This window comes from Pseudomonas sp. B40(2017) (assembly GCF_002112855.1).
GTDB lineage: Bacteria > Pseudomonadota > Gammaproteobacteria > Pseudomonadales > Pseudomonadaceae > Aquipseudomonas > Aquipseudomonas pharyngis.
In genome coordinates, this window is the sequence record NZ_NEIT01000001.1 from 24,841 (window position 1) to 49,389 (window position 24,549).

22 protein-coding genes are annotated in these 24,549 nt (G+C 61.3%); 6 read left to right on the forward strand and 16 right to left on the reverse strand.

The window, feature by feature from the left end; genetic code table 11:
* Positions 1-176: 176 nt before the first annotated feature.
* Positions 177-1,376, forward strand: coding sequence for an MFS transporter (locus tag CAF76_RS00120; RefSeq protein ID WP_085646404.1), 1,200 nt, complete (start codon positions 177-179; stop codon positions 1,374-1,376).
* Positions 1,377-1,476: 100 nt separating this feature from the next.
* Entirely contained in the window at positions 1,477-2,394 is a 918-nt protein-coding gene (locus CAF76_RS00125) for a LysR family transcriptional regulator (protein ID WP_085646405.1), read from the forward strand.
* A gap of 119 nt (positions 2,395-2,513) precedes the next feature.
* Here CAF76_RS00125 and CAF76_RS00130 read toward each other — a convergent pair whose 3' ends face one another.
* From CAF76_RS00130 to CAF76_RS00140, 3 genes are all read right to left on the reverse strand, one after another.
* Positions 2,514-3,716 (reverse strand): NAD(P)/FAD-dependent oxidoreductase, encoded by a 1,203-nt coding sequence (locus CAF76_RS00130; RefSeq protein WP_085646406.1) that lies wholly within the window; start codon positions 3,714-3,716, stop codon positions 2,514-2,516.
* 223 nt (positions 3,717-3,939) lie between these two features.
* Positions 3,940-4,314 (reverse strand): response regulator transcription factor, encoded by a 375-nt coding sequence (locus CAF76_RS00135; protein WP_041475244.1) that lies wholly within the window; start codon positions 4,312-4,314, stop codon positions 3,940-3,942.
* Between the two features lie 148 nt (positions 4,315-4,462).
* Positions 4,463-5,482, reverse strand: coding sequence for a GlxA family transcriptional regulator (locus tag CAF76_RS00140; RefSeq protein ID WP_011333875.1), 1,020 nt, complete (start codon positions 5,480-5,482; stop codon positions 4,463-4,465).
* Between the two features lie 275 nt (positions 5,483-5,757).
* On the opposite strand from CAF76_RS00140, the gene CAF76_RS00145 reads away from it, so the two are divergent.
* Positions 5,758-6,717, forward strand: coding sequence for an MBL fold metallo-hydrolase (locus CAF76_RS00145; RefSeq protein WP_064596038.1), 960 nt, complete (start codon positions 5,758-5,760; stop codon positions 6,715-6,717).
* Positions 6,718-6,861: 144 nt separating this feature from the next.
* On the opposite strand, the gene CAF76_RS00150 is transcribed toward CAF76_RS00145, so the two are convergent.
* The 5 genes from CAF76_RS00150 to CAF76_RS00170 all read right to left on the reverse strand — a co-directional run bounded on the left by CAF76_RS00150 (position 6,862) and on the right by CAF76_RS00170 (position 11,109).
* Complete coding sequence (locus tag CAF76_RS00150) at positions 6,862-7,236, reverse strand: response regulator (protein ID WP_064596040.1); 375 nt, start codon at positions 7,234-7,236, stop codon at positions 6,862-6,864.
* Between the two features lie 126 nt (positions 7,237-7,362).
* Positions 7,363-7,887 (reverse strand): hypothetical protein, encoded by a 525-nt coding sequence (locus CAF76_RS00155; RefSeq protein WP_085646407.1) that lies wholly within the window; start codon positions 7,885-7,887, stop codon positions 7,363-7,365.
* 15 nt (positions 7,888-7,902) lie between these two features.
* Positions 7,903-8,544, reverse strand: a complete 642-nt coding sequence (locus CAF76_RS00160; protein WP_371857873.1) for an AraC family transcriptional regulator — start codon at positions 8,542-8,544, stop codon at positions 7,903-7,905.
* A gap of 116 nt (positions 8,545-8,660) precedes the next feature.
* A complete protein-coding gene (locus tag CAF76_RS00165; RefSeq protein WP_085646409.1) occupies positions 8,661-10,115 on the reverse strand; it encodes a sensor histidine kinase in 1,455 nt (484 codons plus the stop codon).
* 346 nt (positions 10,116-10,461) lie between these two features.
* Positions 10,462-11,109: a response regulator transcription factor gene (locus CAF76_RS00170; RefSeq protein ID WP_011333881.1), complete on the reverse strand. Its 648-nt coding sequence runs from the start codon at positions 11,107-11,109 to the stop codon at positions 10,462-10,464.
* A 401-nt stretch (positions 11,110-11,510) separates the two neighbouring features.
* Here CAF76_RS00170 and CAF76_RS00175 point away from each other — a divergent pair, with 401 nt between their 5' ends.
* Positions 11,511-12,485, forward strand: coding sequence for a LysR family transcriptional regulator (locus CAF76_RS00175; protein WP_039772405.1), 975 nt, complete (start codon positions 11,511-11,513; stop codon positions 12,483-12,485).
* A 111-nt stretch (positions 12,486-12,596) separates the two neighbouring features.
* On the opposite strand, the gene CAF76_RS00180 is transcribed toward CAF76_RS00175, so the two are convergent.
* Together CAF76_RS00180 and CAF76_RS00185 are read right to left on the reverse strand one after the other, a co-directional pair.
* A complete protein-coding gene (locus CAF76_RS00180) occupies positions 12,597-13,415 on the reverse strand; it encodes an alpha/beta fold hydrolase (protein ID WP_218190794.1) in 819 nt (272 codons plus the stop codon).
* A gap of 345 nt (positions 13,416-13,760) precedes the next feature.
* Entirely contained in the window at positions 13,761-15,935 is a 2,175-nt protein-coding gene (locus CAF76_RS00185; RefSeq protein ID WP_085646411.1) for a TonB-dependent siderophore receptor, read from the reverse strand.
* Positions 15,936-16,261: 326 nt separating this feature from the next.
* On the opposite strand from CAF76_RS00185, the gene CAF76_RS00190 reads away from it, so the two are divergent.
* Positions 16,262-16,780, forward strand: a complete 519-nt coding sequence (locus tag CAF76_RS00190) for a hypothetical protein (RefSeq protein ID WP_256579568.1) — start codon at positions 16,262-16,264, stop codon at positions 16,778-16,780.
* 123 nt (positions 16,781-16,903) lie between these two features.
* Here the strand turns inward: CAF76_RS00190 and CAF76_RS00195 are convergent, their stop codons facing one another.
* The 6 genes from CAF76_RS00195 to CAF76_RS00215 form a co-directional block, all read right to left on the reverse strand.
* On the reverse strand, positions 16,904-17,323 hold the full coding sequence (locus CAF76_RS00195; RefSeq protein ID WP_085646413.1) for an organic hydroperoxide resistance protein: 420 nt from the start codon (positions 17,321-17,323) through the stop codon (positions 16,904-16,906).
* Positions 17,324-17,642: 319 nt separating this feature from the next.
* Positions 17,643-17,804: a hypothetical protein gene (locus CAF76_RS28675; RefSeq protein ID WP_172829481.1), complete on the reverse strand. Its 162-nt coding sequence runs from the start codon at positions 17,802-17,804 to the stop codon at positions 17,643-17,645.
* A gap of 157 nt (positions 17,805-17,961) precedes the next feature.
* Positions 17,962-19,314, reverse strand: coding sequence for a cytochrome c (locus CAF76_RS00200; protein ID WP_085646414.1), 1,353 nt, complete (start codon positions 19,312-19,314; stop codon positions 17,962-17,964).
* A 17-nt stretch (positions 19,315-19,331) separates the two neighbouring features.
* Complete coding sequence (locus CAF76_RS00205; RefSeq protein ID WP_085646415.1) at positions 19,332-21,581, reverse strand: molybdopterin cofactor-binding domain-containing protein; 2,250 nt, start codon at positions 21,579-21,581, stop codon at positions 19,332-19,334.
* Positions 21,581-22,036, reverse strand: a complete 456-nt coding sequence (locus tag CAF76_RS00210) for a (2Fe-2S)-binding protein (RefSeq protein ID WP_027613020.1) — start codon at positions 22,034-22,036, stop codon at positions 21,581-21,583. The genes CAF76_RS00205 and CAF76_RS00210 overlap by 1 nt, the downstream gene beginning before the upstream one ends.
* 77 nt (positions 22,037-22,113) lie before the next feature.
* Positions 22,114-23,046, reverse strand: coding sequence for an AraC family transcriptional regulator (locus tag CAF76_RS00215; RefSeq protein WP_085646416.1), 933 nt, complete (start codon positions 23,044-23,046; stop codon positions 22,114-22,116).
* Between the two features lie 227 nt (positions 23,047-23,273).
* Here CAF76_RS00215 and CAF76_RS00220 point away from each other — a divergent pair, with 227 nt between their 5' ends.
* On the forward strand, positions 23,274-24,482 hold the full coding sequence (locus CAF76_RS00220) for an MFS transporter (protein WP_085646417.1): 1,209 nt from the start codon (positions 23,274-23,276) through the stop codon (positions 24,480-24,482).
* Positions 24,483-24,549: the final 67 nt, after the last annotated feature.

Consider the following 24,549-nt stretch of genomic DNA (forward strand, 5'->3'; position numbering starts at 1 on the left):
TAGAGAAGGTGCAAACGTCCGAGTATTGCCAGACCGCGCAATAGCACGTTGCGCCAAGTGCAACGCCGAGGGTCGTTGCATTTGGCGCATCACTCAATTGCCTTTGGGATGGATACTCGAAGGCCTGCGCGACCCTTAGCCTTGGCGTCACTTTCCCAACTCATTGAGGTGTCATCATGCTTACGGGCAATCCGGCAGCGGCGGCCAAGGCCGAGCCATCCGCTTCTCTTTCCGGCCTGATGGTCGCGTTCCTGGCATTCTGCTGCGGCGCGGTCGTGGCTAACCTTTATTACGCTCAGCCGATCGTCGAACTGATCGCGCCGCAGATCGGCCTGTCCAGCGCCAATGCCAGTCTGATCGTTTCACTCACGCAGTTCGGTTATGCATTGGGCCTGCTGTTGCTGGTGCCGCTGGCCGACCTGATGGAAAACCGCCGGCTGGTGGTCGGGTTTACCCTGGCGGCGAGCGTGACGTTGTTGTGCGCCGGCCTGACGCATTCGCCGTCGATGTTCCTTGTCCTGTCGTTGCTGATCGGCCTGACTTCGGTGGCGGTGCAGATCCTCGTGCCGTTGGCCGCGCACCTGGCGCCCGAGGCGAGCCGTGGCCGGGTGGTGGGCAACATCATGAGTGGCCTGTTGCTGGGCATTCTGCTGTCGCGGCCACTGTCGAGTCTGCTGGTGGAAGTGTTCGGCTGGCGCGGGGTGTTTTTCAGCGCGGCGGCACTGATGGCCGTCATCGCCCTGATCATGGCGATTGCCTTGCCGCGCCGCGTCCCGAGCCATCAGGCGACGTACGCTGCGCTGATCGGCTCGGTGTTTGCGCTGGCCCGTCGGCACGCGGTTCTGCGTCAGCGTTCGCTGTATCAGGGCTTGCTGTTCGCCAGCTTCAGCCTGTTCTGGACCCTCGCACCGATCGAGCTGATGCGGCACCACGGTTTCAGTCAGGCACAAGTGGCGATTTTTGCCCTGGTCGGCGCCGTCGGCGCGGTCGCAGCGCCGATTGCCGGGCGGCTGGCCGATGCCGGGCACGGTCGGCGCGGGACGCTCGTGGCACTGATGCTGGCGCCAGCCTCGTTGCTGATCGCCGCGCTGCCGGGCAGCAGCTATGTCTGGCTGGTGGTTTGCGCGGTGCTGCTGGATTTCGCCGTGCAACTGAACATGGTGCTGGGTCAGCGCGAGGTGTACGCCCTCGATCCGCACAGCCGGGCCCGCCTGAATGCCGTGTACATGACCAGCATCTTCGTCGGCGGCGCGCTGGGATCGCTGGTCGCCAGTCCGCTCTACGAACATTTTGGCTGGAACCTGTCCGCCGTGACCGTGGCGTTGCTGCCGGCGCTGGCCCTGGCGCTGTTCCTGAGCCGCAAGGCCGATGCCTGAACCGCAGGCACCGCTGAGTCCGATGAAGCACGGTCTTACAAGACGATTGGCGAACGGTGATGCACAATCATCACCGTTTCCTTTCGATCGGGCTCCACTTATGGACAAGTTGCTGGCACTGAAGATGTTCGTTGAAACCGTCCGTTGCGGTGGTTATTCCTCGGCGGCGCGCAAACTCGGCATCTCCACCTCTTCGGTGACACGCCAGGTGGCCGGGCTGGAAAGCGAATTGGGCGCCAGCCTGCTCAACCGCACGACACGCAACACTAGCGTGACGGTCGCCGGCCAAACCTATTTCGAGAAAGCGCTGGCCATTCTCGATGCCATCGACGAGGCCGACGCGGTGGTCGCCGACCGTGGCAGCGAGGCGCAGGGACGCCTGCGCATCAGCGTGCCGGTGGAGTTCGGCCGGCAGATCATTGCGCCGCAACTGGGGGTATTGCTCGACCGCCATCCGGGGCTTGAAATCAGTGTGTCGTTGAGCGATCAGGTCAGCGATCTGCTGAGCGAGCAGATCGATGTCTCGGTGCGACTGGGATCATCGGTGGTCAGTGACGATATCGTCAGCAAGCGCGTGGGGGGCTTCCAGCGCTGGGTGGTGGCGAGTCCGGATTACCTGAGCCGTCACGCTGTGCCGGCGCATCCGCGAGACTTGCTCGAGCATCAATGCCTGCGCTTCGACTACGCGGGTTCGCACCAGCACTGGACGTTCCAGGGCGACGAGGAAACCATCCAGCTCAATGTGCATGGTCGCCTGCAAAGCAACAACGCCGATATCCTGCGCGAAGCGGCGGTGGCGGGGCGCGGGGTGGCCCTGCTGGCCGACTGGCTGGTGCGCGCCGATGTCGAGTCCGGTCGGTTGACGCGGCTGCTGGAGGGTTATGAAGTCAACCCCGGTAATGCGAGCTGCTGCATCAATGCGTTGTACCTGCCCAATCACCGGGGCTCCAGTCGTATCAATGTGTTCATCGACTTTCTGGAAGACATTCTGGCAGCGGAGCCATCGCGTCAACGCTAGAGTGCCGTTTATTGCCGCCCGACGCTTTGTGAGTTCTGCATAAAAAAAGCGCCCGCCAAAAAAACCGTGGCGGGCGCCTGGGAATGCGCAGCGATAGGGAAGTGTGAACCGTCGGGTGATCAGGCCACCGGAATCAATGGGTCGGCCGCGGCCAGTGCGGTTGCACGATCGGCAGCCGGCGGGTAAATCCACACGGTGTTGATCTGGGTCTTGAGGTCTTTGGCCTCTTGCCCGACCAGTTTCAATTGACGGTCCCAGCCCTCGGTGAACACCGCGCCCCAGGCACCGAGGTCAAGGCAGGTCACGTACTTGGGCTGGCGGTAGGTGACCGGTGCGACACCGATCAGGTCAGCGGCCACATTGTTGCCGGCATAACGGCCCAGGCTGATCGCATGCTGGCAGGACATCGCGGCGTAGTTTCCGAGATCATCCGTAGCGGCATAAGCGACGTCGCCGGCAGCGAAGACATCCACGTGCCCCAGCACTTTCAGGTGACCGTCGACGTGCAGGCGACCTTGCGGATCACGGCTGCCCGGAATCTGTTCAGTGAGCGGGCTGGCGCGAAAGCCAACAGTCCAGATGACGGTGTTGGACTCGATACGTTTGCCGTCAGCCAAAGTCACGCCGCCGGCATCCACCGAGGCGACCGAGGCGTCGACTATCCATTCAATGCCCAACTCTCGGGACGCTTCCACAATGGAGGGCCGAATCCCGTCACCCAGCGTCGCGGCGATTTGCGGCGAACGGTCCACCACGATGACCCTGATCGGCGCATCGTCACCCAGTGCGGCACGCAGGCGGGCCGGCATTTCGGTGGCGGTTTCGATCCCGGTAAAACCACCACCGGCGACCACCACGGTATTACGCGCAGCGCTCGACGGCTGGTCCTTCAACGACTTGATATGGGCTTCGAGGCGCGCGGCTTCTTCGATCTGATCGACATCGAAGGCGTGTTCGATCATGCCCTTGAGCGGTGGCCGGATCACGCGGCTGCCGGCGGCCAACACCAGCCGGTCATAGCTCAGTGTGCCTTGCGTACCGAAGGCATCGCTGTAGGTCACTTGCTTGCTGGCGGTGTCGATGCTGTCGGCGATGCCTTTGACAAATTTCACCCCCACGGCATCGAACAGTTCACCCAGCGGCGCTTTCATGTTGTGGACATCCGGCTCGTAGAAGCGCGGGCGGATGCGCAGTTCTGCCTGGGGCGCGAGGACGGTGATCTGCACGTCGTTACGATCATGCTGGTCCAGCAGACGTGCGGCGCTCAAGGCGCTCCAGACTCCACCAAACCCTGCGCCTATCACTAAAATGTGTTGTTTCATCGGATGACTCCTGTGGAAATTCTGGTCGTTGAACGGTTTGTCCGTTCATGCGTGAGCGTCTGCCGCACTGCACGAAGCAGGTGGTTGTGAACAACCGCAGAGCCGGTTCGATTCGCTGGGGAAGATGCTATCGGGGAAGGTGCGGCGAGACACTTCTACATAGGGTCAGTGCCGACATGCTTAGGTATGGGGTGAGGTATACACAGGTATAGAAAGAGGGCCGTCAAACGGCGCGATTGAATGCGCTTTCGATGCAGGTGATGAGTTCGCCGCACGGGAAGGGTTTAGGGAAATAGGCGAGGGGCTCGGGGAATGCGGCGTTAACCCTTGGCGGACGCCCCTGGTAACCCGTGATGAAAATGATCGGGATGCGCACGCCTCGGGCGCACAGCTCATCGTACATCTCGATGCCGGACAGACCGGGCATCTGGATGTCCGAGATGATGCAGCCGGGGCGGGGCGGCGCCTTCATCGCCAGAAAAGCCTCCGCGTTCGGGTACAACTGCACGGTGTAGCCGTGAGAGCGCAACAGGCTGTCCAGCGCCATGCGCACGGACTCATCATCATCGACAACCGATACAACAGCGGTGTGGGACATTGCTTTACCAGGGCTGATCTCGGGTAGCCCGTCAAGGACGCCCGCCATTGCCGCACGATACGCCGCTCGGTTCGGCGGCGTACTTATACGTGTGTATAGCGACCGTATTTGAATGTCTGCGAGCCCGGCGCCATTGCGCTGTGTGGCGTCAGCGCGAGAACCGGCTGCGGTATTCCCGGGGCGAGACCGAGAGGTGACGGTAGAAGGTGTCGCGCATGCGTTCTTCGTCGCCAAACCCGCACAACTGTGCGATCTGGTCGATGTTGCGCTGAGAGTCTTCGAGCATTCGTCGCGCCGCTTCCAGGCGAAACAGCTCGAGTGCCTTGGCCGGCGTGCGGCCGATCTTGCGTTTGTAGACCCGCGCGAAATTGCGCGGGCTCATCTGCGCCTGTCGGGCCAGCGATTCGACGCTCAATTGCGGGTCGCCGAGGTTTTCGCTGATCCACAGGTGCAATTCTTCGAAGCAGCCTCTGTCGTCGATCTGCGCTTGCAGCAACTGGCTGAACTGCGCCTGACCGCCAGGGCGTTTGAGAAAAACCACCAGCTCCCGCGCCACCTTCAACGCCACGGCGCGGCCGCAATCGGCCTCGACCAGCGCCAGCGCCATGTCGATCCCGGTGGTGACCCCGGCGGAAGTCCAGACGTTGCCTTGCTGGATGTAGATCGCATCAAGGTCGACATCGACACTCGGAAAACCACCCTTGAGCATGTCGCACATGCCCCAGTGGGTGGTTGCGCGCAAGCCTTCCAGCAGCCCGGCCTGGGCCAGCAGAAAAGTGCCGCTGCACACCGAGGCGGTGCGTCTGGCCTTGGCTGACGCCGCGCGCAGCCAGTCGACCAACGCAACATTGTCGAGCATGGCCTGACGGATGTTCGGCGCACCGGGCACGATCAGCGTATCGATGGTTGTCTCGTCAAAGGTGCGCAGGGCCAAGGTGTTGACCGACAGCCCTTCGGCGGTGGCGATCAATCCGCCGTCCAGGCTTGCGGTGTGCAACGCGTAGCCAGGCAAGCCGCGTTCGGCCATGGCCTTGGACGCGGCCCAGAACACGGTTTGTGCGCCGGTCAGGTCCAGCAAGCCCATCTGCGGATACGCCAGGAACACCAGCGTGCGCGGTTGCGCGAGCAAGCAGGTGAGAGGGTCGGGTTGGTGAAAAATAGAGTTCATGACTGCTCAGGGACCTGATGATCGCCCGCTTTTCGGCGATCCGGTGCGCCGTAGTTTCGGTGTTTGCGGGCAGGAGCGCGAATATACATTGGTATGGGCCACAGCCACCTCAACAGCGGCGTTACTCGGTCGATGTGGTTCAAGCCCTATACCCGCGTATGGTGTTGGACGTCGTGGTCGCGATGCACACTCGATTTCAAGGCGCGCCATTCAGCGCTTGCGCCAGCAAGGGCATTCGTCCGGGAAATTTTGACTCAGCCAAGAGGAAAGCGACCATGTCAACGTATCTGAATCACTCCAATCAAACCAACGCAACCGATGACCGGCAGGCGTCCGTCACCCGCCAGCCATTCGCTCCGGCGCAGGAGCTGGTGCCATCGCGCTACGCACTGCAGGTCGGCGACATCGACGTGGTGGTGATCAGCGACGGCGTGCTGCCGCTGCCGACCTCGACCATGTCCACAAATGCCGACCCGCAGGCTCGCGCCGCCTGGTTCAAGGACATGTTCCTGGGGCCGGACGCGTTTGACTGGGCACTCAACGTGCTGGTCGTGCGCAGCGGCGAGCAGATCATTCTGGTCGACGCCGGACTGGGCGGGCAGTTTCCCGGTTTCCCCCGGGCCGGCCAGTTGCCGAAACGCCTGGAAGCGGCGGGCATCGATCTGGCCAGCGTGACTGACATCGTGATCACCCACATGCACATGGACCATGTCGGCGGTCTGCTGGTCGACGAGGTGAAGAGCCGGTTGCGTGCGGACGTGCGCATTCACGTCTCGGCAAAAGAGGTCGAGTTCTGGGAGACGCCGGACTTCACCCAGACCGTCATGCCGGCGCCAGTGCCTGACGTTCTGCGCGCGACGGCCAATCAGTTCATCAACGATTACCGCCGCCAGGTGCGCACCTTCGAGGATGAATACGAAGTGGCGCCGGGGGTGGTGGTGAAACTCACCGGCGGGCATACGCCGGGGCACAGCATTGTCTACGTCAACTCGGGCGGCGAACGCCTGACCTTTGCTGGCGACGCCCTGTTTCCGGTGGCCTTCGAGCATCCGGAATGGCACAACGGTTTCGAGCATGATCCTGAAGAGTCGGTGCGTGTCCGCGTACGCCTGATGCGTGAGGCGGCGGCAAGCGGCGAGTGGTTTGTCGCCACCCACCTGCCGTTCCCGTCGGTGGGCCGCGTGGCGGTCGATGGCGATGCGTTCCGCTGGATTGCAGCGTTCTGGGATTACTGATCGGCAGTCGGCGGCCTGGCTGCATTCGGCCGGGCTCGATAAAAATCAGGCCCCGCAAGTGATGAACTTGCGGGGCCTTTTTTTGCTTTGAGGTTTGTCGGTCGGGCAGCGGCGGCTCTGCATCGAGTTGTTCGAGAGGACCGCTCAACGACGGCGCATCAGCGCCTGCTCGATGCAAGCCAGCAGAGCCTCGGTATGGAACGGTTTGGAGAAATAACCTTCCGGCGTCTTCACCCGGGCACTGAACTCGGGGGGCAGGCCCGGTTTGCCAGTGATGAAAATCGTCGGAATGTGGATCTTCCTGACCGCCAGCGCCTCGTACATTTCGACCCCGCACATGCCGGGCATCTGAATGTCCGAGATCAGGCACCCGGTCTGCTCTGGCGCGCTCGATTCAAGAAATGCAAAAGCACTGTTGAATGTCTTGACCGTATAACCGCAAGACCGCAACAAACTGTCCATTGAAACCAGAACAAGTTCGTCATCATCGACAACTGAAACAATAGCTGAGTTGAACATGGGAAACCTTGCGTTCTTTGCGGGTGTCTGTCGCGCCCGCCATACTTGCAAGATACGCTTTCAAAAATTGTGGAATAGTATACGTGGGTATGTTTGGTTGGTTTTTTTGTTAGTTGCGAAAGTTAATCAATGTTCAGCAAATAAATGGTTGTTGATTAACGAAAGAAAGTAACTGTTATGTCGAGTGCAGGCTTCAAAGAGTTGTCGGCTCGCGTAGTCGTTGTTGGCAATTGCGCTGGCGCGACAGTCGCGGAACAAGGCATCGGCGGCCCGTAGTCGGCGCAGGGCGCGGTCAATGCCTTTAAGGCAGTCGGCAAAGCATAAAGGTTCGGGAGCCTCATTGAGGTGGTAGAGCGCGTCGCGCTGGGCATGGCCGCCCAGGTCGGTGATGCCGGTGACGAGAAAGTCGGCGTAACGGGTATTGGCATTCAACAGCCTGCGAAACAGCGTCTGCACCGGTAGAAAGCTGACAGCGTGCAGTGTCTGCTGGCTGTGCTTGAGCCGCGCCAGAATGCTCAGCGTCGCGCTCAGGGTCTGCGTCAATGCGTCGATGATCTCCACGCGCTCAGCGGTGGACAACGATGTGTGCGTGCCATAGCGGGTGACGCAGGGCGGGTGACTGACCAGGTACAGTGTGTGCGGTGCGTTCATGACCACCGTCTCCGGCTAGCGCTCGTGCGCGATTGAATGTTGTGATTGCAGCAGCGGACTCCACTGTTTCTGGTTGTCCGGGCGTCGGTAGTAAACCACCATGCGCCGGGCGACCTGCATGGCCAGCTCGCGACCGTGATCGGCCTCGACCAGTGCCAGCGCCAGATCGATCCCTGCGCTGACGCCGGCGGAGGTCCACACCGATGCCTGGTGAACGAAGATGGCCTCGCGATCCAGCTCGACCTTGGGGAACAGCCGCTCGAACATGTCAGCCATCAACCAGTGTGTCGCCACGCGCAGGCCGTCGAGCAGTCCGGCCTGAGCCAGGAAAAAAGCACCGCTGCATACCGACGTCGTACGGTTGGCCGTGGCTGACGTGACGCGCAACCAATCGACCAGCGGCGCGTTGTCTCGCAACGCCTGGCTGATGAACGCCGAGCCCGGAACGATCAACGTATTGATCGGCTCGTCGCCGAGCTCATCCAGCCGCCGGGTTTGAACCACCAGGCCTTCGCCGGTCTGCACCGGCCCGCCTTGCAGGCTCGCGGTGTGCAAGGCATAACCGGGCAAACCGAGTTGCGCCAGTCCGCGCGTCGCCGCCCAGAAAACGGTCTGCGCACCGGTCAGATCCAGCAGGCCCATTTGCGGGTATGCCACGAAAACGACGGTTCGTTCGTGTACCGGGGTTTCGGGTTCTGCGCCGGGGTTTGTACGTTGGATAGACAATGTGGGTCTCCATATCGCCACCGGGCGACATCAGGGGTGGATAGTTGTCATTGATCGTGTTCGAGCGCAGCCAATGGAATCGCAAACACAAACTGCGTGCCGACGCCCTCGGTGCTGTTGACCCAGATGCGGCCGCCGTGGAATTCAATGATCGAACGGCAAATCGAGAGGCCCATTCCCAGGCCGGTGGGCTTGGTGGTGAAGAATGGGTCGAACAGCGAAGGCAGGATGTCCTCGGCAATGCCGACGCCGGAGTCGGCGATTTCAAGCACGGCCTCGTTGTGCAGGATCGAGGTGGTGATCCGCAGCGTCCGGGCGCGGTCAAGCACATTGGCCATGGCCTGGCAGGCGTTGATGATCAGATTGATGATGACTTGCTGCAGTTGTACCCGGTCACCTTTGATCCGCGCACCGTGAGTGCCCAGTCGGGCGTGCGGGCGAACCTCATGGAAGCTGATGTCATGTTGCATCAGCGTCAGCGAGTCACTGACGATGTCGTCGAACACTTCGACATTGCGCTGCACCTCGCTGTGTCGCGATAACGCTCGAATACAGGCGATGACATCGGAGACCCTGACCGAGTTTTGAATGATCCGGTCCAGCGAACGGCGGGCTTCTTCCAGGTTGGGTTCGGGCCGGTTGATCCAGCGTTTGCAGGATTCACCGCTGGTGATGACCGCTGCCAGCGGCTGATTGATTTCGTGGGCGATGGAGGCCGCCAGTTCGCCCATGGAAGTCAGGCGCGTGACGTGGGCGAGGGTGGCTTGCGAGTGAAACAACGCCTCTTCCGACTGTTTGCTGGCGGTGACGTCCATCAGCGCCCCGGCGTATTGCGTGCGCCCGCGACGTCTGGGCAAGGGGCTGGCGATCATCTGCACGTGCTTGATCCGACCATCCGGCATGAGCAGCCGATGCTCGACTTCGACCAGCTCCTGCCGGCGCGCAAACTGCTCCAGCACCTGATCGATAACCGGCAGGTCGTCGGGATGAGTGCGTGACTTGACCAGCGCCAGTGTCGGGGTGACGTCCGGCGAGTACTCGAAAATACGCGACGACTCTTGCGACCATGACACGCTGACTTTTTTATCGATGATGAAACCGATACTGCCGGTGTGGGTAAGTTTCTGTGCGCCCAGAAAGAACGCTTCCTTGCGCCGCAGCGTTTCAGTGGCGCGTTTGCTGCGCAACGCGAGCAGAGAAATGGTCGTCAGCGCGATCAGGCACCTGACGAATCCGGCGATGCTGCGGTGATCGCGATAACCTTCATCGACCAGGAAGTCGGCCGTCAGCAGCGTGAGGCAACCCAACGCGACGGCAAGAAATACCGGTACCGGGAAGATGTTCGCTGACATGAATACCAGCGTGATGTAGAACAACGTCGGCGCAACGTCCAGATCGAGGTACGCGTTGGTGATATAGATCATGCTGCCGACCGCTATGGCGCAAAGCCAGGCGAAGGCGTCTGAACAAAGAAGTTGTGCGCGACGTTTGATGATAGACATTTATTCTTCCAGATTTTTGCTATCGGACGGCAGGGCGTGTTCTTTCGATGAAGCAGGCAAACGCTATGAAAGGCGTATTAATGAAGAGGTTAAAAAGTCTGAAGTTGTTTTTCAGGCATGACGGTTGTTGGCGACTGTCTGTCATTCACCAATCGTTGTATTGAGTAATGGTTATTTGAATAAAGATCTTATTCGAAGACTTCTACGCTGGCACTGCTGCATTGGGTCATTTGCAATATGACTGCGTATGAAATGGATATACCCAAGTGTTAGTTGTTCGGAACTTGAGTGTTGATGGTGCCGGCCAGCCACGGCGGCTTGAGCCATACCGTATCGTTTCATTCGGTCACCGATGTGCAGGCAGCGCCGCGATGACTTCGGCCATGCGCACCAGGTCGGCAAATGAGCGCGCGCCCATCTTGCGCATGGCCTGGCCCCGGTGGATCTTCACAGTGATTTCACTGAGGCCGATTTCCCCGGCGATTTGCTTGTTCATCAGGCCCGAGGCCGCCAGTGCCATGACCGTTTGCTCGCGGGGTGTCAGCGTCCCATGGCGGGCGCGCAGCTCATCGGCATGCCGCCCTGACTCGCGACGCTGCTTGTCCCGCGAGTGTGCGGCGCAGACGGCATCGATCAGGTCCTGCTCGCGAAACGGTTTGGTCAGGAAGTCCACCGCGCCGGCTTTCATCGCGCGCACGGTCATGGCGATATCGCCGTGTCCGGTGATGAACACGATTGGCACATTGATTCCGGCGGTGGCCAGTTCATTCTGGAAATCCAGCCCGCTGCTGCCTTGCAGGCGCACGTCGAGTACCAGGCAACTCAGCGTGTCCGGACGTTGATACGTCATGAACTCGGCGACCGACCCGAACAGCTCCACCCGCAGACCAATGGAGCGCAACAGGCTGCCGAGGGATTCGCGCAACGCGGCATCGTCGTCGACGATGAATACCACCGGCTCGCTGGGGTTGTTGCTGATGGGATTGTTGTTCATTGCTCTTTTCCCAAAAGGTTGTGACGTTGTGGCGAATCCCTTGGCCCGGCGGCCGGTGTTTGCTCGTGCGGGTTGATGCCCGACCAGAGACACGGTCCCGCTGGCGATAGCGCCGTGCGACACGTTGCGCAGGTGTGGGCGTGAGTAGATAGACGGTTAAGCATCGTAGTGGCGCAGCACGCCGTCAGCTAGGACAAAAAACCCGAAAAAACGGCCATTGCACCGGTCTTTGCGCGGCCCGATGCAGCTATCGTTTCAAACGGTTCATACACAAGTATCAAAACACTCACCTAACGCATGATCTCGCTGTCCCCAAGTACCACAGACGTCCGGCAGGCGCGCCCTTAACCTTTATCAGCTCTCCGTCGATTTCAATGGCCGCGTGCCGGGTGGTGAACTTCATGAACAGAAATGAACTCCGTCGTGTCGACATCAATCTGCTGGTGGTCTTCGAGACGCTGATGCATGAGCGCAACGTCAGCCGGGTCGGCGAGAAGCTGTTTCTCGGTCAACCGACCATCAGTGCAGCGCTGGGCCGTTTGCGCGTGCTTTTCGACGACCCGCTGTTCGTTCGTGCGGGGAGGGTGATGGAGCCGACAAGGCGGGCCGAGGAAATTTTCGCCAACCTGACGCCGGCGCTGGATGGCGTTGTCGCGGCGTTGAGCCGTTGCCAGCCCTTCGACCCAGCTACCAGCGAGGTGACCTTTCAGGTCGGCCTGTCCGACGATGTCGAATACGCGTTGCTCCCGCGATTGCTGCGCCAGCTTCGTAGCGAGGCGCCGAATATTGCCTTGGTGGTGCTGCGCGTCGATCAGCAGCAGATGTCGCAGCGGCTGTTCAATGGCGAGATTTCTCTGGGCATCAGCCCTACGCTCGATCTGCCGGCCAACGCTCGACGCAAGAGTCTACGGTCGATCCGGCCAATGCTCCTGCGCTCGGATACCCGCCCGGGCCTGCTGGCGCTTGATGAATTCTGCGAGCGACCGCACGCCATCGTGTCATCCATGGGCAAAGCCAAAGACGACACCGACCACGCGCTGGACCTGCTCGGACGTCGGCGCAAAGTGGTGCTTGCAGTGCCGCAGTTCAGTGCCTTGCCAAGGTTGTTGGCGCAGAGCGACATGCTGGTCATCGTTCCGGATTACGTGGCCAGGGCCATGGCCTCGGTGAATGGCATCAGGGCCGAGCCGGCCCCTCTGTTGCTGCCATCGCGGGAGCTTTCCATGGTCTGGCGTGCCGCTGCGCACAACGATTGCGCTCAGCGTTGGCTGCGTTCGCGTTGCCAGGCATTTCTTGGCACGCCGATTGAGTTGCAGGTAGTGCCCAAGCTGCGCCCGGCGTTGCCCTTCGATCAGACGTTGATGATGGCCCGGTAGATAACTGCAACGGCTGTGTGATTCGCCCAATAAAAAAAGCTCCGACTCGATCGGAGCTTTTCTTTTCAGGGGGCTGTACGTGGCTTGTCGTGAGGGCGCGGCCCTGGAACCTCATGCATTGATAAACGCCAGAAGGTCCGCGTTGATGGTGTCGCCGTGGGTGGTGCACATGCCATGGGGCTGGCCGGGGTAGGTTTTCAGCGTACCGTGCTTGAGCAATTTGATTGAGAGGTGAGCCGAATTGGTGATCGGCACGATCTGGTCATCTTCACCGTGCAGCACCAGGGTCGGCACATCGATGTTTTTCAGGTCATCGGTGAAGTCGGTTTCGGAGAACGCGCTGATGCAGTCGTATTGCGCCTTGATCCCGCCGTTCATGCCCTGACGCCACCAGTTTTCGACGATAGCTTCAGACACTTTCGCACCTGGGCGATTGAAGCCGTAAAACGGGCCGCTCGGGAAGTCTCGATAAAACTGGCTGCGATTCTGCGCGAGTGCCTTGCGCAACCCGTCAAACACCTCCATCGGCAGGCCGCCGGGATTTTTTGCGGTGCGCAGCATGATGGGCGGCACGGCGCCGATCAGCACGGCCTTGGCCACCCGGCCGCGACCATGCCGCGCCACGTAGCGCGCCACTTCACCGCCGCCGGTGGAGTGGCCGATGTGCACGGCGTTGCGGATGTTCAGGTGCGCCATCAACTCGGCTACGTCGGCGGCGTAGGTGTCCATTTCGTTGCCCGTGGCGGTCTGCGAAGAGCGACCGTGGCCACGTCGATCATGGGCGATGACGCGAAAGCCCTTGTTGAGGAAGAACAGCATTTGCGTGTCCCAGTCATCACTCGAAAGGGGCCAGCCGTGGTGGAAAACGATCGACTGGCCGTGGCCCCAGTCCTTGTAGAAAATCTGCGTGCCATCCCTGACGGTGAGCATTCCCGAGCCACTGCCGTTGCCGGCGCTTTTGCTGACCCCTGACGCGGATGCTGGTGTCTGCTGTGTCGCCAGCGCCGGCAATGCCACCGCCAGGGTTGCGGCCATGGCGCCCGTCGTGATCAAGCCACGACGGGTGGTTCCGTTTTTCTCGTCAGTCATTTTGAACACCCATTGAGTTAAAGAAGTTGCACAGGCGGCACAAGGCTGCAGCCCTGGCCGAAGGCAATCTTTGGGCAAAGGGGTACGACTGACCACCAGACATGGGTTTTTGAAATTAACGCTTTGGTATGTAGGGCGTGGCGGGAGGAGTGCTGCGGGGTTGGCGCGTCCCTGCGCCTGGACAACTCAGAAGGTGTACTTGGCCGTCAGCATCATGTTGCGCGGCGTGCCATAGCTGTCGCCGCCGTAGCTGACGGAGTTGGCGATGGTGGAGTAGTACTTGCGGTCGAAGATGTTGTTGGCGTTGAGTTGCAGGTCGAGGTTGTCATTGACCCGGTAGCCGGCCATCAGGTCGGTCACGGCGTACGCGCCTTGCTTGAGGCGGTAGTTGCCGCCATCGAGCAGTTCGATATCGTTGTACATGCGGCTCTGCCAGGAGATGTTGCCGCCCACACGCAGTTTTTCCAGCGGGCCCTGGAAGTTGTAGCGGGTGGTCAGTTTGAACAGGTGCTCCGGGGTGTCGGTGTCGAACTGCTTGTTGACGTTCTGCGGGTTCGCCTCGTCCTTGATGGTGTGCGTGCGGGCGTAGGTGTAGCCGCCGCCGATCTGCCAGTTGTCGGTGAGCGCGCCTTGCAGCTCGAGGTCGATACCCTGGCTGCGGATCTCGCCGGAGGCTTCATAGCAGGACGACTGCGGGCAGTTCGGCACGAACACCTGCACCGCGCGGTTTTCCTGATCGACGCGGAACACGGCGAGGCTGGCGTTCAGCGCGCCGCCCAGGTATTCGCCCTTGATGCCGACCTCGTAGTTCTTGCCCACGATCGGCTTGACCGGGTTACCGGAGGTGCCCTTGTTGCTCTGCGGGGTGAAGATGTCGCTGTAGCTGGCGTACACCGAATGATGGTCGTCCAGCTCGTAGATCAGGCCGGCATAGCGGGTGACGTTGCGGGTGACTTTGTAATCGCCGTCGCCATCGCGGTTGTCGTAGTCGTACCAGTCCAGACGTCCGCCGAGGATCAGCTTCAGCGGGTCGGCCAGGCTCAGGCGAGTCGTCAGGTACACGCCGTCCTGAGTGGTGACTTCACGCGTGTTGTTGGTGTGGACGAAGTCCGGTTTGCCGGCGTTGATCGGCCAGTTGGTGTCGTAGGGTGAGTAGTTGTGAGTGGTCAGGTCGTAGATGCGTTTGCTGGCGCCGACCACCAGTTCATGGCTGCGCCCGAAGGCTTCGAACGGGCCGCTGAAGAAGGCGTCGAGACCTGCCTGGTTTTCATCGGCCTTGGACTGGTAAACCGTGCGGGCCAGAGTGTCGTTGACCCAGCGCGACTGGTACGAGCCGGAGAACAGCGCGTTCTGCTCGGAATAGTTGGCGTTGACCTGCAGCTTCCAGTCGTTGGCCAGTTGCTGACGGATCTCGGCGAAGACCGTGTTGATCTCCTGATCCTTGTCCTCCCAGGAGGTGCCGGGGTTATACGAGCGCGGCAGATCAAGGTGATGGCCGTCGAGACCGATCATTGATGACCCCCAGAAGTAGTTGGTCCTGTCCTTCTGGTGCGAGAAACCGAGGGTCAAAGTGGTGTCGTCGCTCAGATCGGCTTCGGTGACGGCGTAGAACAGGTTGTGTTGTTCGTCCACGTCATCGATGAAGCTGTTGGCGTCGTGGTAGGACGTGACCACCCGGCCGCGCAGGGTGCCGCTGTCGTTGAGCGGGCTGGAAGCATCGAGCTCGCCGCGATAGTTGTCCCAGGTCCCGGCGGCGCCGGTCAGGGTGACGCGCTGCTCGGCCAATGGCCGTTTGCGCACCAGGTTGATCGCCGCCGAAGGGTTGCCGGCACCGGTGACCAGACCGGTCGCACCGCGGACCACCTCGACCCGATCGAACATCGCCAGATTCGGCTGGGATCCGACGTTCACGCCGTCGTAGCCGCTCGGAATGCCGTCGTACATCAGGTTGTCGATGTTGAAGCCCCGGGCTTTGTAGGCCTGTCGGCCTGGGCCGCTGGAGTAGTCGAGGAACAGCCCTGGCGTGGCGTTGACCACGTCGTTGATGCTGGTCATCGCCTGATCGTCCATGCGCTGGCGGGTGATCACGGTGACGGCTTGCGGTGTTTCGCGCAGGGTCAACGGCAGTTTGGTGGCGGTGGCCATGGTGCCGGTGGTGTAGGACTCGGAGCCTTCGGTGGTGCTGCCCAGCTGGGTCGATGTGATGGCGGTCGCGCCGAGCTCGAGGGTGGCGGGCGGGGCGGTGTCCTGCGCCTCGCGGGTTTCATCGGCCAGCGCCGGGGCCATGACGGCCATGCAGATGGCCATGGACAGGAGGTTGCGTGACGGGTTGAAACGATGCGGCGAGGTAGGGCGCGACATGAAGGCTTCCTGATTTTTAAATAGCAAACAAAGAGCTGTTGAGAATCATTGCTAATAATTGTGTCAGGGTTTTTTACAGCAACAAAGCGCTTCGTGAAAAAAATGTGAAATTGCACAGGAGGAGAGGGAGGGGACAAACGTGATCAAGGAACCGCTTAAGCGCGGCACTTGCAGCGCAGGAGCCGGTTACACCGTTGGTCAGCTTGCCATGCAAACCAACAGGTTGGTGTCTACTTTTGTGGCCGGGTCAGCCAAATGACAGGAGACATTCTGAAGTCATTAAGCGCTTTCGAGCTGACCCCGTGACGTTGATTTCAGGATGGATCTTGAATGAGGCGCGGAGCATCGCCCAGGCGATGCGTAACGGAGAACCCGCGCCTTTGAGCTCGTTAAGGAGAACGCAGATGGCAATCAGCCGAGTCACCGAAACAACCGATAAAACCGCACTCGTCAAAGCCGAGGTGTACCGCTGGTACAACCTCTTTTTCCCGTGGTCGCGCGGTGTGGCTTCCCAGTCGGAAGACGCGATCAAGCCTCTGTACGATGCCCTGGCGAATGATTTCCGGGTGGTGCTCACGGACGGTCAGATCATGAACCGGGAAAATTACTGGGAACGCCTTTGGGGCCTGCACGGCCAGCGTGCCGGCAGCCCCGAATCACACATCATCAATCTCTCGATCACGCCGCTTCCCGGTGATTTCTTCCTGACGGTTTTCGACCTGGTCAAGAACGGGATCACCAAGAAGAAAGTCGACTCGGCGCTCATGCGCCTCGACCCGGATTCGCCATCGGGAATCTCGTGGATTTACGTCCACGAAAGCGAGCACGAGACATCGTTCGCGTAAATCATTCAATGACCGTTCGCTCCTCTGGTTGTTTGAACCGGAGGAACGGCATCGCTCAACTCTGTAAAAAAAAACCGCCCGAAGCCGTGCATCGGGCGGTTTGCAGGATCAAACAGGGCTGATTCAGATCAGCCGCAGGGTGACGTCGATGTTGCCGCGAGTGGCCTTTGAGTAACGGCAGGTCTGATGCGCAGCGTCCACCAGCGCCTGGGCAACCGAAGGCTCCAGCCCCGGCAGGCTGACACTCAAGCGCGCCTGAAGAAAGAATGCATCGCCGGCCTTGCCCAGATCGATTTCGGTTTCGACCGCCACATCCGCCGGAAGCCTGATCTTCTGTGCCGCGGCTGCCTTGCCCATGGCGCCGATGAAGCAGGCCGACCAACCGGCGGCCAACAGTTGTTCCGGATTGGTGCCGCTGCCATTCGAACCCGGTGGCGAAAGCTTGATGTCCAGATTGCCGTCCGAACTGCGCGATGCGCCATCGCGCCCGCCAGTGGTGCGGGTCTTGCCGGTGTAAAGCACGGTGTCGAGTTGATTGATCATGGAAATACCTGCCTGAGTGATGGGGGATGTCGGACAGCGAAGGTTCCGATGGCCCACACTTTTGCATTGGCGTGTACCCGGGATGTGTCGTGCAGTGGCGCTTTTGTATCGCTCTGTAGCCTTATCGGCGTGGAAGAGGTCAAGGGCGCAACCAGGCTGGATGTATGTGGGAGAGGACTTGCAGGTGGCGTTAGTCCAGAGTGAAACGGATAGAGCTGACTGGCGGTTGATCTCGTATTCACACCTGGCCGTTTTTAACCGGGTGCAGCGCAGGGGGGAGCCGAAAGCCCGGACCTTGCCGGGCGGGTGATGGACGTATTCAGCGCGAATCGGCGTTTCGCGTACGTTGCGTTGCAGATGCTTCGCGGCGTCTGCGAAGCCACGTGATGACCGCATGTACCGGGTGGAGGACGGCGACGAGAACGCCAAGCAGCATGATGGTGAAGATGATGATCAGCGGGATGCTTTCATGCGAGAACATGGTGGGTAACTCCTGTAGTCACTATGTCGGAACCCGCAGACTAGACGCTTGGAGCGATGTTTTAGATGAATGTATGTTCATTCGACGAGGTGTGGAATGTGCTACGGCGCAAGAGCGTTTCCACACGCAAGTCGATGGCTCCCGTCGGGTTTTCCTCTTAACGCATCTGCAGGATGATCGGACTGCTGCTGGCCGGATCGGTGTGCTCACGTAGCTTGCCAACCGTGTTTGCATCAACAGCACTGCCCTGATTGCCCCAGGTGCTGCGCATGAAGGTCAGCACCTCGGCGATCTGCTGATCCGACAGCTGCTCACGGAAGGCCGGCATGCGATAGGCATCCGGCACGCCGGCCGTCACCACTCGTTGCGATCCATTCAGAGTGATGTTGATTGCCGAGGCACTTTCCTTGGCCAATGCCGAGGTGGCGCCCGCCAGTGGCGGCATCCACTGCGATTGACCCTTGCCGTCCAGACCGTGGCACGACGCACAGCGCGTCACGTAGGTATGCGCACCGGGCGAGTCCAGATGTTGCGCTGCCGAAACCGCTTGATACTGCCAAGGCGCGCCATCGCGTTCGCGATCCCCGGGTAGCGACTTCAGGTAGTGGGCAATCGCGGTCAGATCGTCGTCGCTCATGAACTGCGTGGAGTTGTTGAACGCCTCGGTCATCGAGCCGTAGACCACCGCGTGCTGGTTGCGACCGGTCTTGAGGAACTGCACGATCTCTTCCTCGCTCCAGCGGCCCAGCCCGGTGTTGTGGTCATCGCGCAGGCTCGGTGCGTACCAGCCATCGAGCAGGGCACCGGCCAGGTATGGCTTGCCGGACTCGTCCAGTGCCTTCTCGTTGAACGCCAGGCCGCGCGGCGTGTGGCAACTGCCGCAGTGTCCGGCACCCTGCACGAGATAAGCGCCGCGGTTCCATCGTTCATCCTGCGACGGTTTGGTCACATAAGGTTCGGCGTCGACAAACACACCGTTCCACAGTGCAATCGGCCAGCGCAGGTTCAGCGGAAACGGAATGGCACTGGGGATGTTCGCCTGTTTGACCGGCGCCACGCCTTTCATGAAGAACGCATACAGCGCTCGCACGTCGTCATCACTGAGCCTGGCGTAGGACGGGTAGGGCATGGCCGGGTATAAACGGCGACTGTCGGGCGCCACGCCGTGGCGAACGGCACGATCAAAGTCCGCCAGACTGTAGTGGCCGATGCCGGTTTCCGGGTCCGGGGTGATATTGGTCGCATGGATCGCGCCCAGCGGCGTGGCCATTTCCAGGCCGCCGGCGAATGGCGCGCCACCCGGCACGCTGTGACAGGCCACGCAATCGCTGAGCCTGGCGACGTATTCGCCACGGGCGACCAGCGCCGGGTCGATGTCGGCCACGGCGATCTGATGGTTTTCCAGACGCGGGACAGGCTCGCGGGTGACATACCAGGCCAGCAGGCCTGCCGCGACCAGGCACGGCACCGCCAGCCAGCCAGCGGTTCTTGCGAATCGGCTGTTATTCATGGACGCTCCGGCGCTGATCAACTGAAGGTGTGTCGGCTCATGGGCAGGCTGCGCACCCGCTGACCGGTCAGCGCTGCCACCGCGTTAGCGACAGCGGGCGCGACCGCAGGCAACGGCGGTTCACCGATGCCACCCATTTTTTCCCCGCTCTCGACCACGCGCACATGAACCCGTGCCATTCGCGCAGGCGGCAGGATCGGATACAAGTCATAGTTGCGCGCCCGCGGCTTGCCATCGATCCACACGGCTTCTTCCACCAACGTCTGCGACAGACCCAGCGCCACGGCGCCATTGACCTGAGCCTCGACAATCGCCGGATTGACGATGCTGCCCGGGTCAATCGCCTGCCAGATGTCATGCACCTTGACCTGGCCGTTCTCGATGGACACCTCGGCGATCACCGCCGTCTCCGTACCAAACGGCGAAGCCATGGCCACCCCGCGCGCGCGCCGGCTGCCATCCTCGGCGGTAAACGGCCCACGCTTCCAGCCGCCCGACAGTTCACCCACGGCTTGCAGCAGTGTGGTCAGCCGTTGGTTGTCGCGCAGCAAATGCAGGCGCAGGTCGAACGGGTCTTTGCCGCCCTTGTCGGCCAGTTCATCGAGGAACGATTCATAGAAGAAGTCGTTGAGGGAATTACCCACCGAGCGCCAGTAGCCAAGCATCGCCGGACCTTTGACGTAGATCTGTGCGATGCGCTTGTTGGGGATCGCATAGGACTTGCCTGACAACCCTTCAAGCGCCGTCGGGTCGAGCTTTTCACCTTGCTTGCCGGCGAGGGCTTCGGTCGGGCCTTCGGTGGCACTGATCGCTTCGATTGCCAGCGGCCAGCCGTCGTTGTCCAGCGCGGCACGGAAATTCACGGCGGCAACCGGGCGAAGCACGTCACGCAGGAACTCTTCCTCACGACTCCAGATCAGTTTGACCGGGCGACCAACCGCTTTGGACAGCGCGATCGCCTGAGGATAGGGACTGGCCGAGTCGTAAAGGAAATGTCGGCCAAAGAAGCCGCCCAGCAGCGGCGAATGCAAGGTGATGCGCGACGGATCCAGTCCTGTGCGCTTGGCGATGTCGGCGCGAAACATGTCCGGCGCCTGATTCGGCAACCAGACTTCCAGCGAACTGTCCGGATTGAACCGGGCCAGCGCTGAAGGCGGTTCCAGTTGGCCGTGGTTCAGGTATTGGTTGTGGTAAGTGGCGTCGATCCGGGTCTTGGACTCCTTGAGAATCGAAGCCACATCGCCCTCATGTTCATCGTCTCTGGCGGGGCTTTTATCTTCAGCGAGGCGCTTGAACCACGCATCGCTGGAAAAGTCGGCGGGCATCGGCCGCACTTGGCTGTCGGCCGTCGGCTCTTGCCAGTCGACCTGGATCGCCTCGACGGCACGTTTGGCGTGCCACCAGCGCTCGGCGACCACCGCCACGGCACCCGGCAGACGATGCACGGAATGCACGCCTTTCATCGCCTTGACCTGGTCTTCGTTGCGCAAGTTGCCCACGGTCATCCCCAGGCGCGGGGCATGTTGAACGGCGGCATGCAGCATGTCGTCGACCTTCAGATCGATGCTGTACAGCGCCTTGCCCGTGGACTTGTCGTAGGCATCGAGGCGCTTCACCGGTTTGCCGATCCAGCGGAACTGACTCGGATCGCGCAGCTTCACAGAGGCCGGACCGGGAACCGGCAAATCCATTGCGCGCTCGGCCAGTTCACCGTAGGCCAGCGAGCGGCCCGACTTGGCGTGCACGACTTTGCCAGGCTCGGTGGTCAACTCGCTCACCGGCACGCCCAGTTGCTGCGCGCCGGCCTGCAACAGCATGGCGCGGGCGAGGGCGCCGAGGCGACGCATGACCGGGTAACTCATGCGCACCGACATACTGCCGCCGGTGATGCGCATGCCGTTTTCCATCACCACATAGGCTTCGCCGGGCGGGGCGGCTTCGACCAGGAAGGTCGCTGGGTCGGCATCCAGTTCTTCACCGACGATCTGCGCCATGGCGGTGAACGTCCCTTGTCCGCCTTCCATGAACGGGCAGAGCAGACGCACGCGGTTATCCGGGCGGATCTCGAGAAACGCCGGGACCTGCGTGCCGCGCTCGGCCGTCGCAGAAGCGGCAGCTTGTACGCGCGTCGTACCCAGTGGCAGACCGAAGCCGAGCACCAGTGCGCCGACGGCGGTACCGGTCAGAAAACGTCTGCGCGACACATTGATCGGTTCCTGCAGATCCAGGACTGAAACGTGTTGTGAAGGGTCGATACGAACGTTCATCACGCGTCCCCCTTGCCGGCAAGCTCATGCACGGCGGCATGGATGGCGTTGTAAGTACCGCAGCGGCACAGATTGACCATCGCCGCCTCGATCTGCGCATCACTCGGTTTGGGGTTCTGCTTGAGCAGCGCGGTGGCGGCCATTACCTGCCCGGACTGGCAGTAGCCGCACTGGGCGACCTGCAGATCGACCCAGGTCGAGACCACCCGCTTGCCCACGTCATCGGCTTCGATGGCCTCAATGGTGGTGACCTCGCGGCCAACCACACCGGCCACTGGCGTGACGCACGAGCGCACGACGTTGCCGTCCACCAGCACCGAGCAGGCGCCGCATTGCGCAAGACCGCAGCCGTACTTGGTGCCGGTCATGCCCAGATCATCGCGGATCACCCACAGCAAGGGCGTATCGGCGTCGGCATCGACCTGATAGGTCTTCTGGTTGATTCGTAGTTCCATGATTCACCCGCTGATCATCGGTTGACGTGCATTGTTATAAGCAGTGACACGCAGCGAGGCGCATCACCGGTTTTCGTTCAATTCGCGACTGTGCCGAGCGCTTCTGCCTCGTAGGGCTGTCCGCGTAAAAGGGCCATGTCGCGGCTCGGTGCGGTACCGAACAGGCGGCCATATTCGCGGCTGAACTGCGAAGGGCTTTCATAGCCGACCGCAAACGCCGCCCGCGACACGTCCAGGCGCTCGACCAGCATCAGCCGCCGGGCTTCGTTGAGCCGCAGCCATTTCTGGTACTGCAGCGGACTCATGCCGGTGAGCTGGCGGAAATGATGGTGAAAGGTCGGCGCGCTCATCTGCACTCGCGCGGCCAGATCGTCGATGCGCAGGGCATCGGTGTAGTTGACCTTCAGCCAGTCAATGGCCTTGGCGATGCGATAACCCTGACCGTCGACGGCAGTGATCTGCCGCAGCCGTGGGCCTTGGTCGGTATGGAGCAGCCGATAGTGGATTTCTCGCAGGATCAGCGGCGCCAGGACCGGGATCGCCTCGGGTTCATCGAGCAGGGCCAGCAGGCGATCGAGCGCGTCTTCCAGGGCAGACGACAGGCTGCCAATCGCGGCGCCCGTACCCGTTGATGGCTGGCGTTTCGCGGGCAAGCCGCTCTTGGTGATGACCTCGGCAAGCATGCTGACATCCAGCTTCAGCACGAAGCCGACACAGGGCCGCTCGGGACTGGCGAGCATCACTTCGGAGTTCGCGGGCAGATCCAGCGACGTGACCAGAAACCGCGACGGGTCATAGCTGTAGCCCTCACCGCCGACCCACAAGCGCTTTTCGCCGCGGCCCACGAGAATCAGGCTGGGTTCGATCATGCACACCACGGGGGGCGCCGGCTGGTCGCGACGAAACAGCGACAGCCCGGGTATCGACGTGGCGAAGTCACCCGGTGCGTTCACACGCGGGTCGATGTGCCGTGCCAAAGGTGATTCCTGGGGCAGAGGGGTAGGGATCATGTGGGCTCACTCCTTTGACCGAACTCTAATGCGCGCGCGAGACGTTTCCTATCTATCACCCTGCATCCCCAGAGGATCAGGCAAGCATTCAAGAGGAATGCACTAGGGAAGCACCGGATTGACCGGGAGAATGTGTCTATCTGTTACAGGGGCAGTGCCCGGACGGGCGACAAACTGCTTGCCCCTGCGCATCACCCCCCACGTTTTTCGCATCACAGGTAGTTTCCATGACGTTTCCTTCTACAGATCCTTCTAAAAGAACAGGCGGCTGGAGCGCCGTGCTGGCGATGTCGCTGGCCGCATTCGCTTTGGTCGCTTCAGAGTTCATGCCCGTCAGCCTGCTGACGCCGATTGCGGCAGACCTGCACATCACCGAAGGCCAGGCCGGGCAGGGGATTTCCGTGTCCGGTGGCTTTGCCTTGATCACCAGTTTGTTGATCGCCTCGGTCGCCGCTCGCATCGAACGCAAGCAGCTTCTGCTGGGCCTGACCTTGCTGATGATCGTCTCCGGAACGGTCGTCGCGCTCGCCCCGGGCTACCCGTCATTCATGTTCGGACGTGCGCTGATCGGGATTGCGATCGGTGGTTTCTGGTCGTTGTCGGCGGCGACTGCCATGCGCCTGGTGAAGCCTGAACAGGTTTCCCGCGCGCTGGCCATCGTCAATGGCGGCAACGCTTTGGCCACGGTCATCGCCGCTCCGGCGGGGAGCTTTCTGGGCTCGTTGATCGGCTGGCGCGGCGCATTCTTCTGTGTGGTTCCGGTCGCGGTGCTTGCCGCCGTGTGGCTGCTGATCAGCCTGCCGTCCTTCAAGGCCGAGCGCCAGGTCGGTAGCGGCAACGTTCTGCGGCTGATGAAGCAATTGCCAGTGGCCTTGGGCATGGTCGCCGTCAGCGTCTTTTTCATGGGCCAGTTCATGCTGTTCACCTACCTGCGACCATTTCTTGAGGGCGTGACGGGCGTCAGTGTCTCAACCTTGTCGTTCATGCTGCTGGGGCTGGGACTGGCCGGGTTTATCGGCACCTTTCTGATCGAACGGTTTATGGGGCGCGGCCTCTACCGCACGCTGACCGCCATTCCACTGATCATGGCGGTGATTGCGCTGGCGTTGATCAGTTTCGGCAAATCGCCGGTGCTGACCGCCGTGTTGCTCGGACTCTGGGGGCTGGTCGCCACGGCCGCGCCGGTCGGCTGGTGGACATGGCTGGCGCAAACGCTCCCGGATGATGCTGAGGCGGGAGGCGGCTTGCTGGTAGCCATCGTCCAACTGGCAATTGCCGGCGGCGCAATCATTGGCGGTCTGGCCTTTGATTTGAGCGGCTACAAAGCGACCTTCGAGCTTAGCGCCGCTGTCCTGGTCGCCGCTTCCGTGCTGGCCTGGCTGGCCGGACGCAATGCCACGCAAATTCATCTTGTCGAGTCGAGCGCGACAGCCTGACGAGATCACCTGCAACCTTCCTCATGGCTCAAGCATCAAACTGCGCCAAACGATAACGGGTGGTTGA

Bases quoted from the DNA above. Each gene is read 5' to 3' on its own strand.
- CAF76_RS00120 (WP_085646404.1), top strand. From the start codon at position 177: ATGCTTACGGGCAATCCGGCAGCGGCGGCCAAGGCCGAGCCATCCGCT.
- CAF76_RS00125 (WP_085646405.1), top strand. From the start codon at position 1,477: ATGGACAAGTTGCTGGCACTGAAGATGTTCGTTGAAACCGTCCGTTGC.
- CAF76_RS00130 (WP_085646406.1), bottom strand. From the start codon at position 3,716: ATGAAACAACACATTTTAGTGATAGGCGCAGGGTTTGGTGGAGTCTGG.
- CAF76_RS00135 (WP_041475244.1), bottom strand. From the start codon at position 4,314: ATGTCCCACACCGCTGTTGTATCGGTTGTCGATGATGATGAGTCCGTG.
- CAF76_RS00140 (WP_011333875.1), bottom strand. From the start codon at position 5,482: ATGAACTCTATTTTTCACCAACCCGACCCTCTCACCTGCTTGCTCGCG.
- CAF76_RS00145 (WP_064596038.1), top strand. From the start codon at position 5,758: ATGTCAACGTATCTGAATCACTCCAATCAAACCAACGCAACCGATGAC.
- CAF76_RS00150 (WP_064596040.1), bottom strand. From the start codon at position 7,236: ATGTTCAACTCAGCTATTGTTTCAGTTGTCGATGATGACGAACTTGTT.
- CAF76_RS00155 (WP_085646407.1), bottom strand. From the start codon at position 7,887: ATGAACGCACCGCACACACTGTACCTGGTCAGTCACCCGCCCTGCGTC.
- CAF76_RS00165 (WP_085646409.1), bottom strand. From the start codon at position 10,115: ATGTCTATCATCAAACGTCGCGCACAACTTCTTTGTTCAGACGCCTTC.
- CAF76_RS00170 (WP_011333881.1), bottom strand. From the start codon at position 11,109: ATGAACAACAATCCCATCAGCAACAACCCCAGCGAGCCGGTGGTATTC.
- CAF76_RS00175 (WP_039772405.1), top strand. From the start codon at position 11,511: ATGAACAGAAATGAACTCCGTCGTGTCGACATCAATCTGCTGGTGGTC.
- CAF76_RS00180 (WP_218190794.1), bottom strand. From the start codon at position 13,415: ATGCTCACCGTCAGGGATGGCACGCAGATTTTCTACAAGGACTGGGGC.
- CAF76_RS00185 (WP_085646411.1), bottom strand. From the start codon at position 15,935: ATGTCGCGCCCTACCTCGCCGCATCGTTTCAACCCGTCACGCAACCTC.
- CAF76_RS00195 (WP_085646413.1), bottom strand. From the start codon at position 17,323: ATGATCAATCAACTCGACACCGTGCTTTACACCGGCAAGACCCGCACC.
- CAF76_RS28675 (WP_172829481.1), bottom strand. From the start codon at position 17,804: ATGTTCTCGCATGAAAGCATCCCGCTGATCATCATCTTCACCATCATG.
- CAF76_RS00200 (WP_085646414.1), bottom strand. From the start codon at position 19,314: ATGAATAACAGCCGATTCGCAAGAACCGCTGGCTGGCTGGCGGTGCCG.
- CAF76_RS00205 (WP_085646415.1), bottom strand. From the start codon at position 21,581: ATGAACGTTCGTATCGACCCTTCACAACACGTTTCAGTCCTGGATCTG.
- CAF76_RS00210 (WP_027613020.1), bottom strand. From the start codon at position 22,036: ATGGAACTACGAATCAACCAGAAGACCTATCAGGTCGATGCCGACGCC.
- CAF76_RS00215 (WP_085646416.1), bottom strand. From the start codon at position 23,046: ATGATCCCTACCCCTCTGCCCCAGGAATCACCTTTGGCACGGCACATC.
- CAF76_RS00220 (WP_085646417.1), top strand. From the start codon at position 23,274: ATGACGTTTCCTTCTACAGATCCTTCTAAAAGAACAGGCGGCTGGAGC.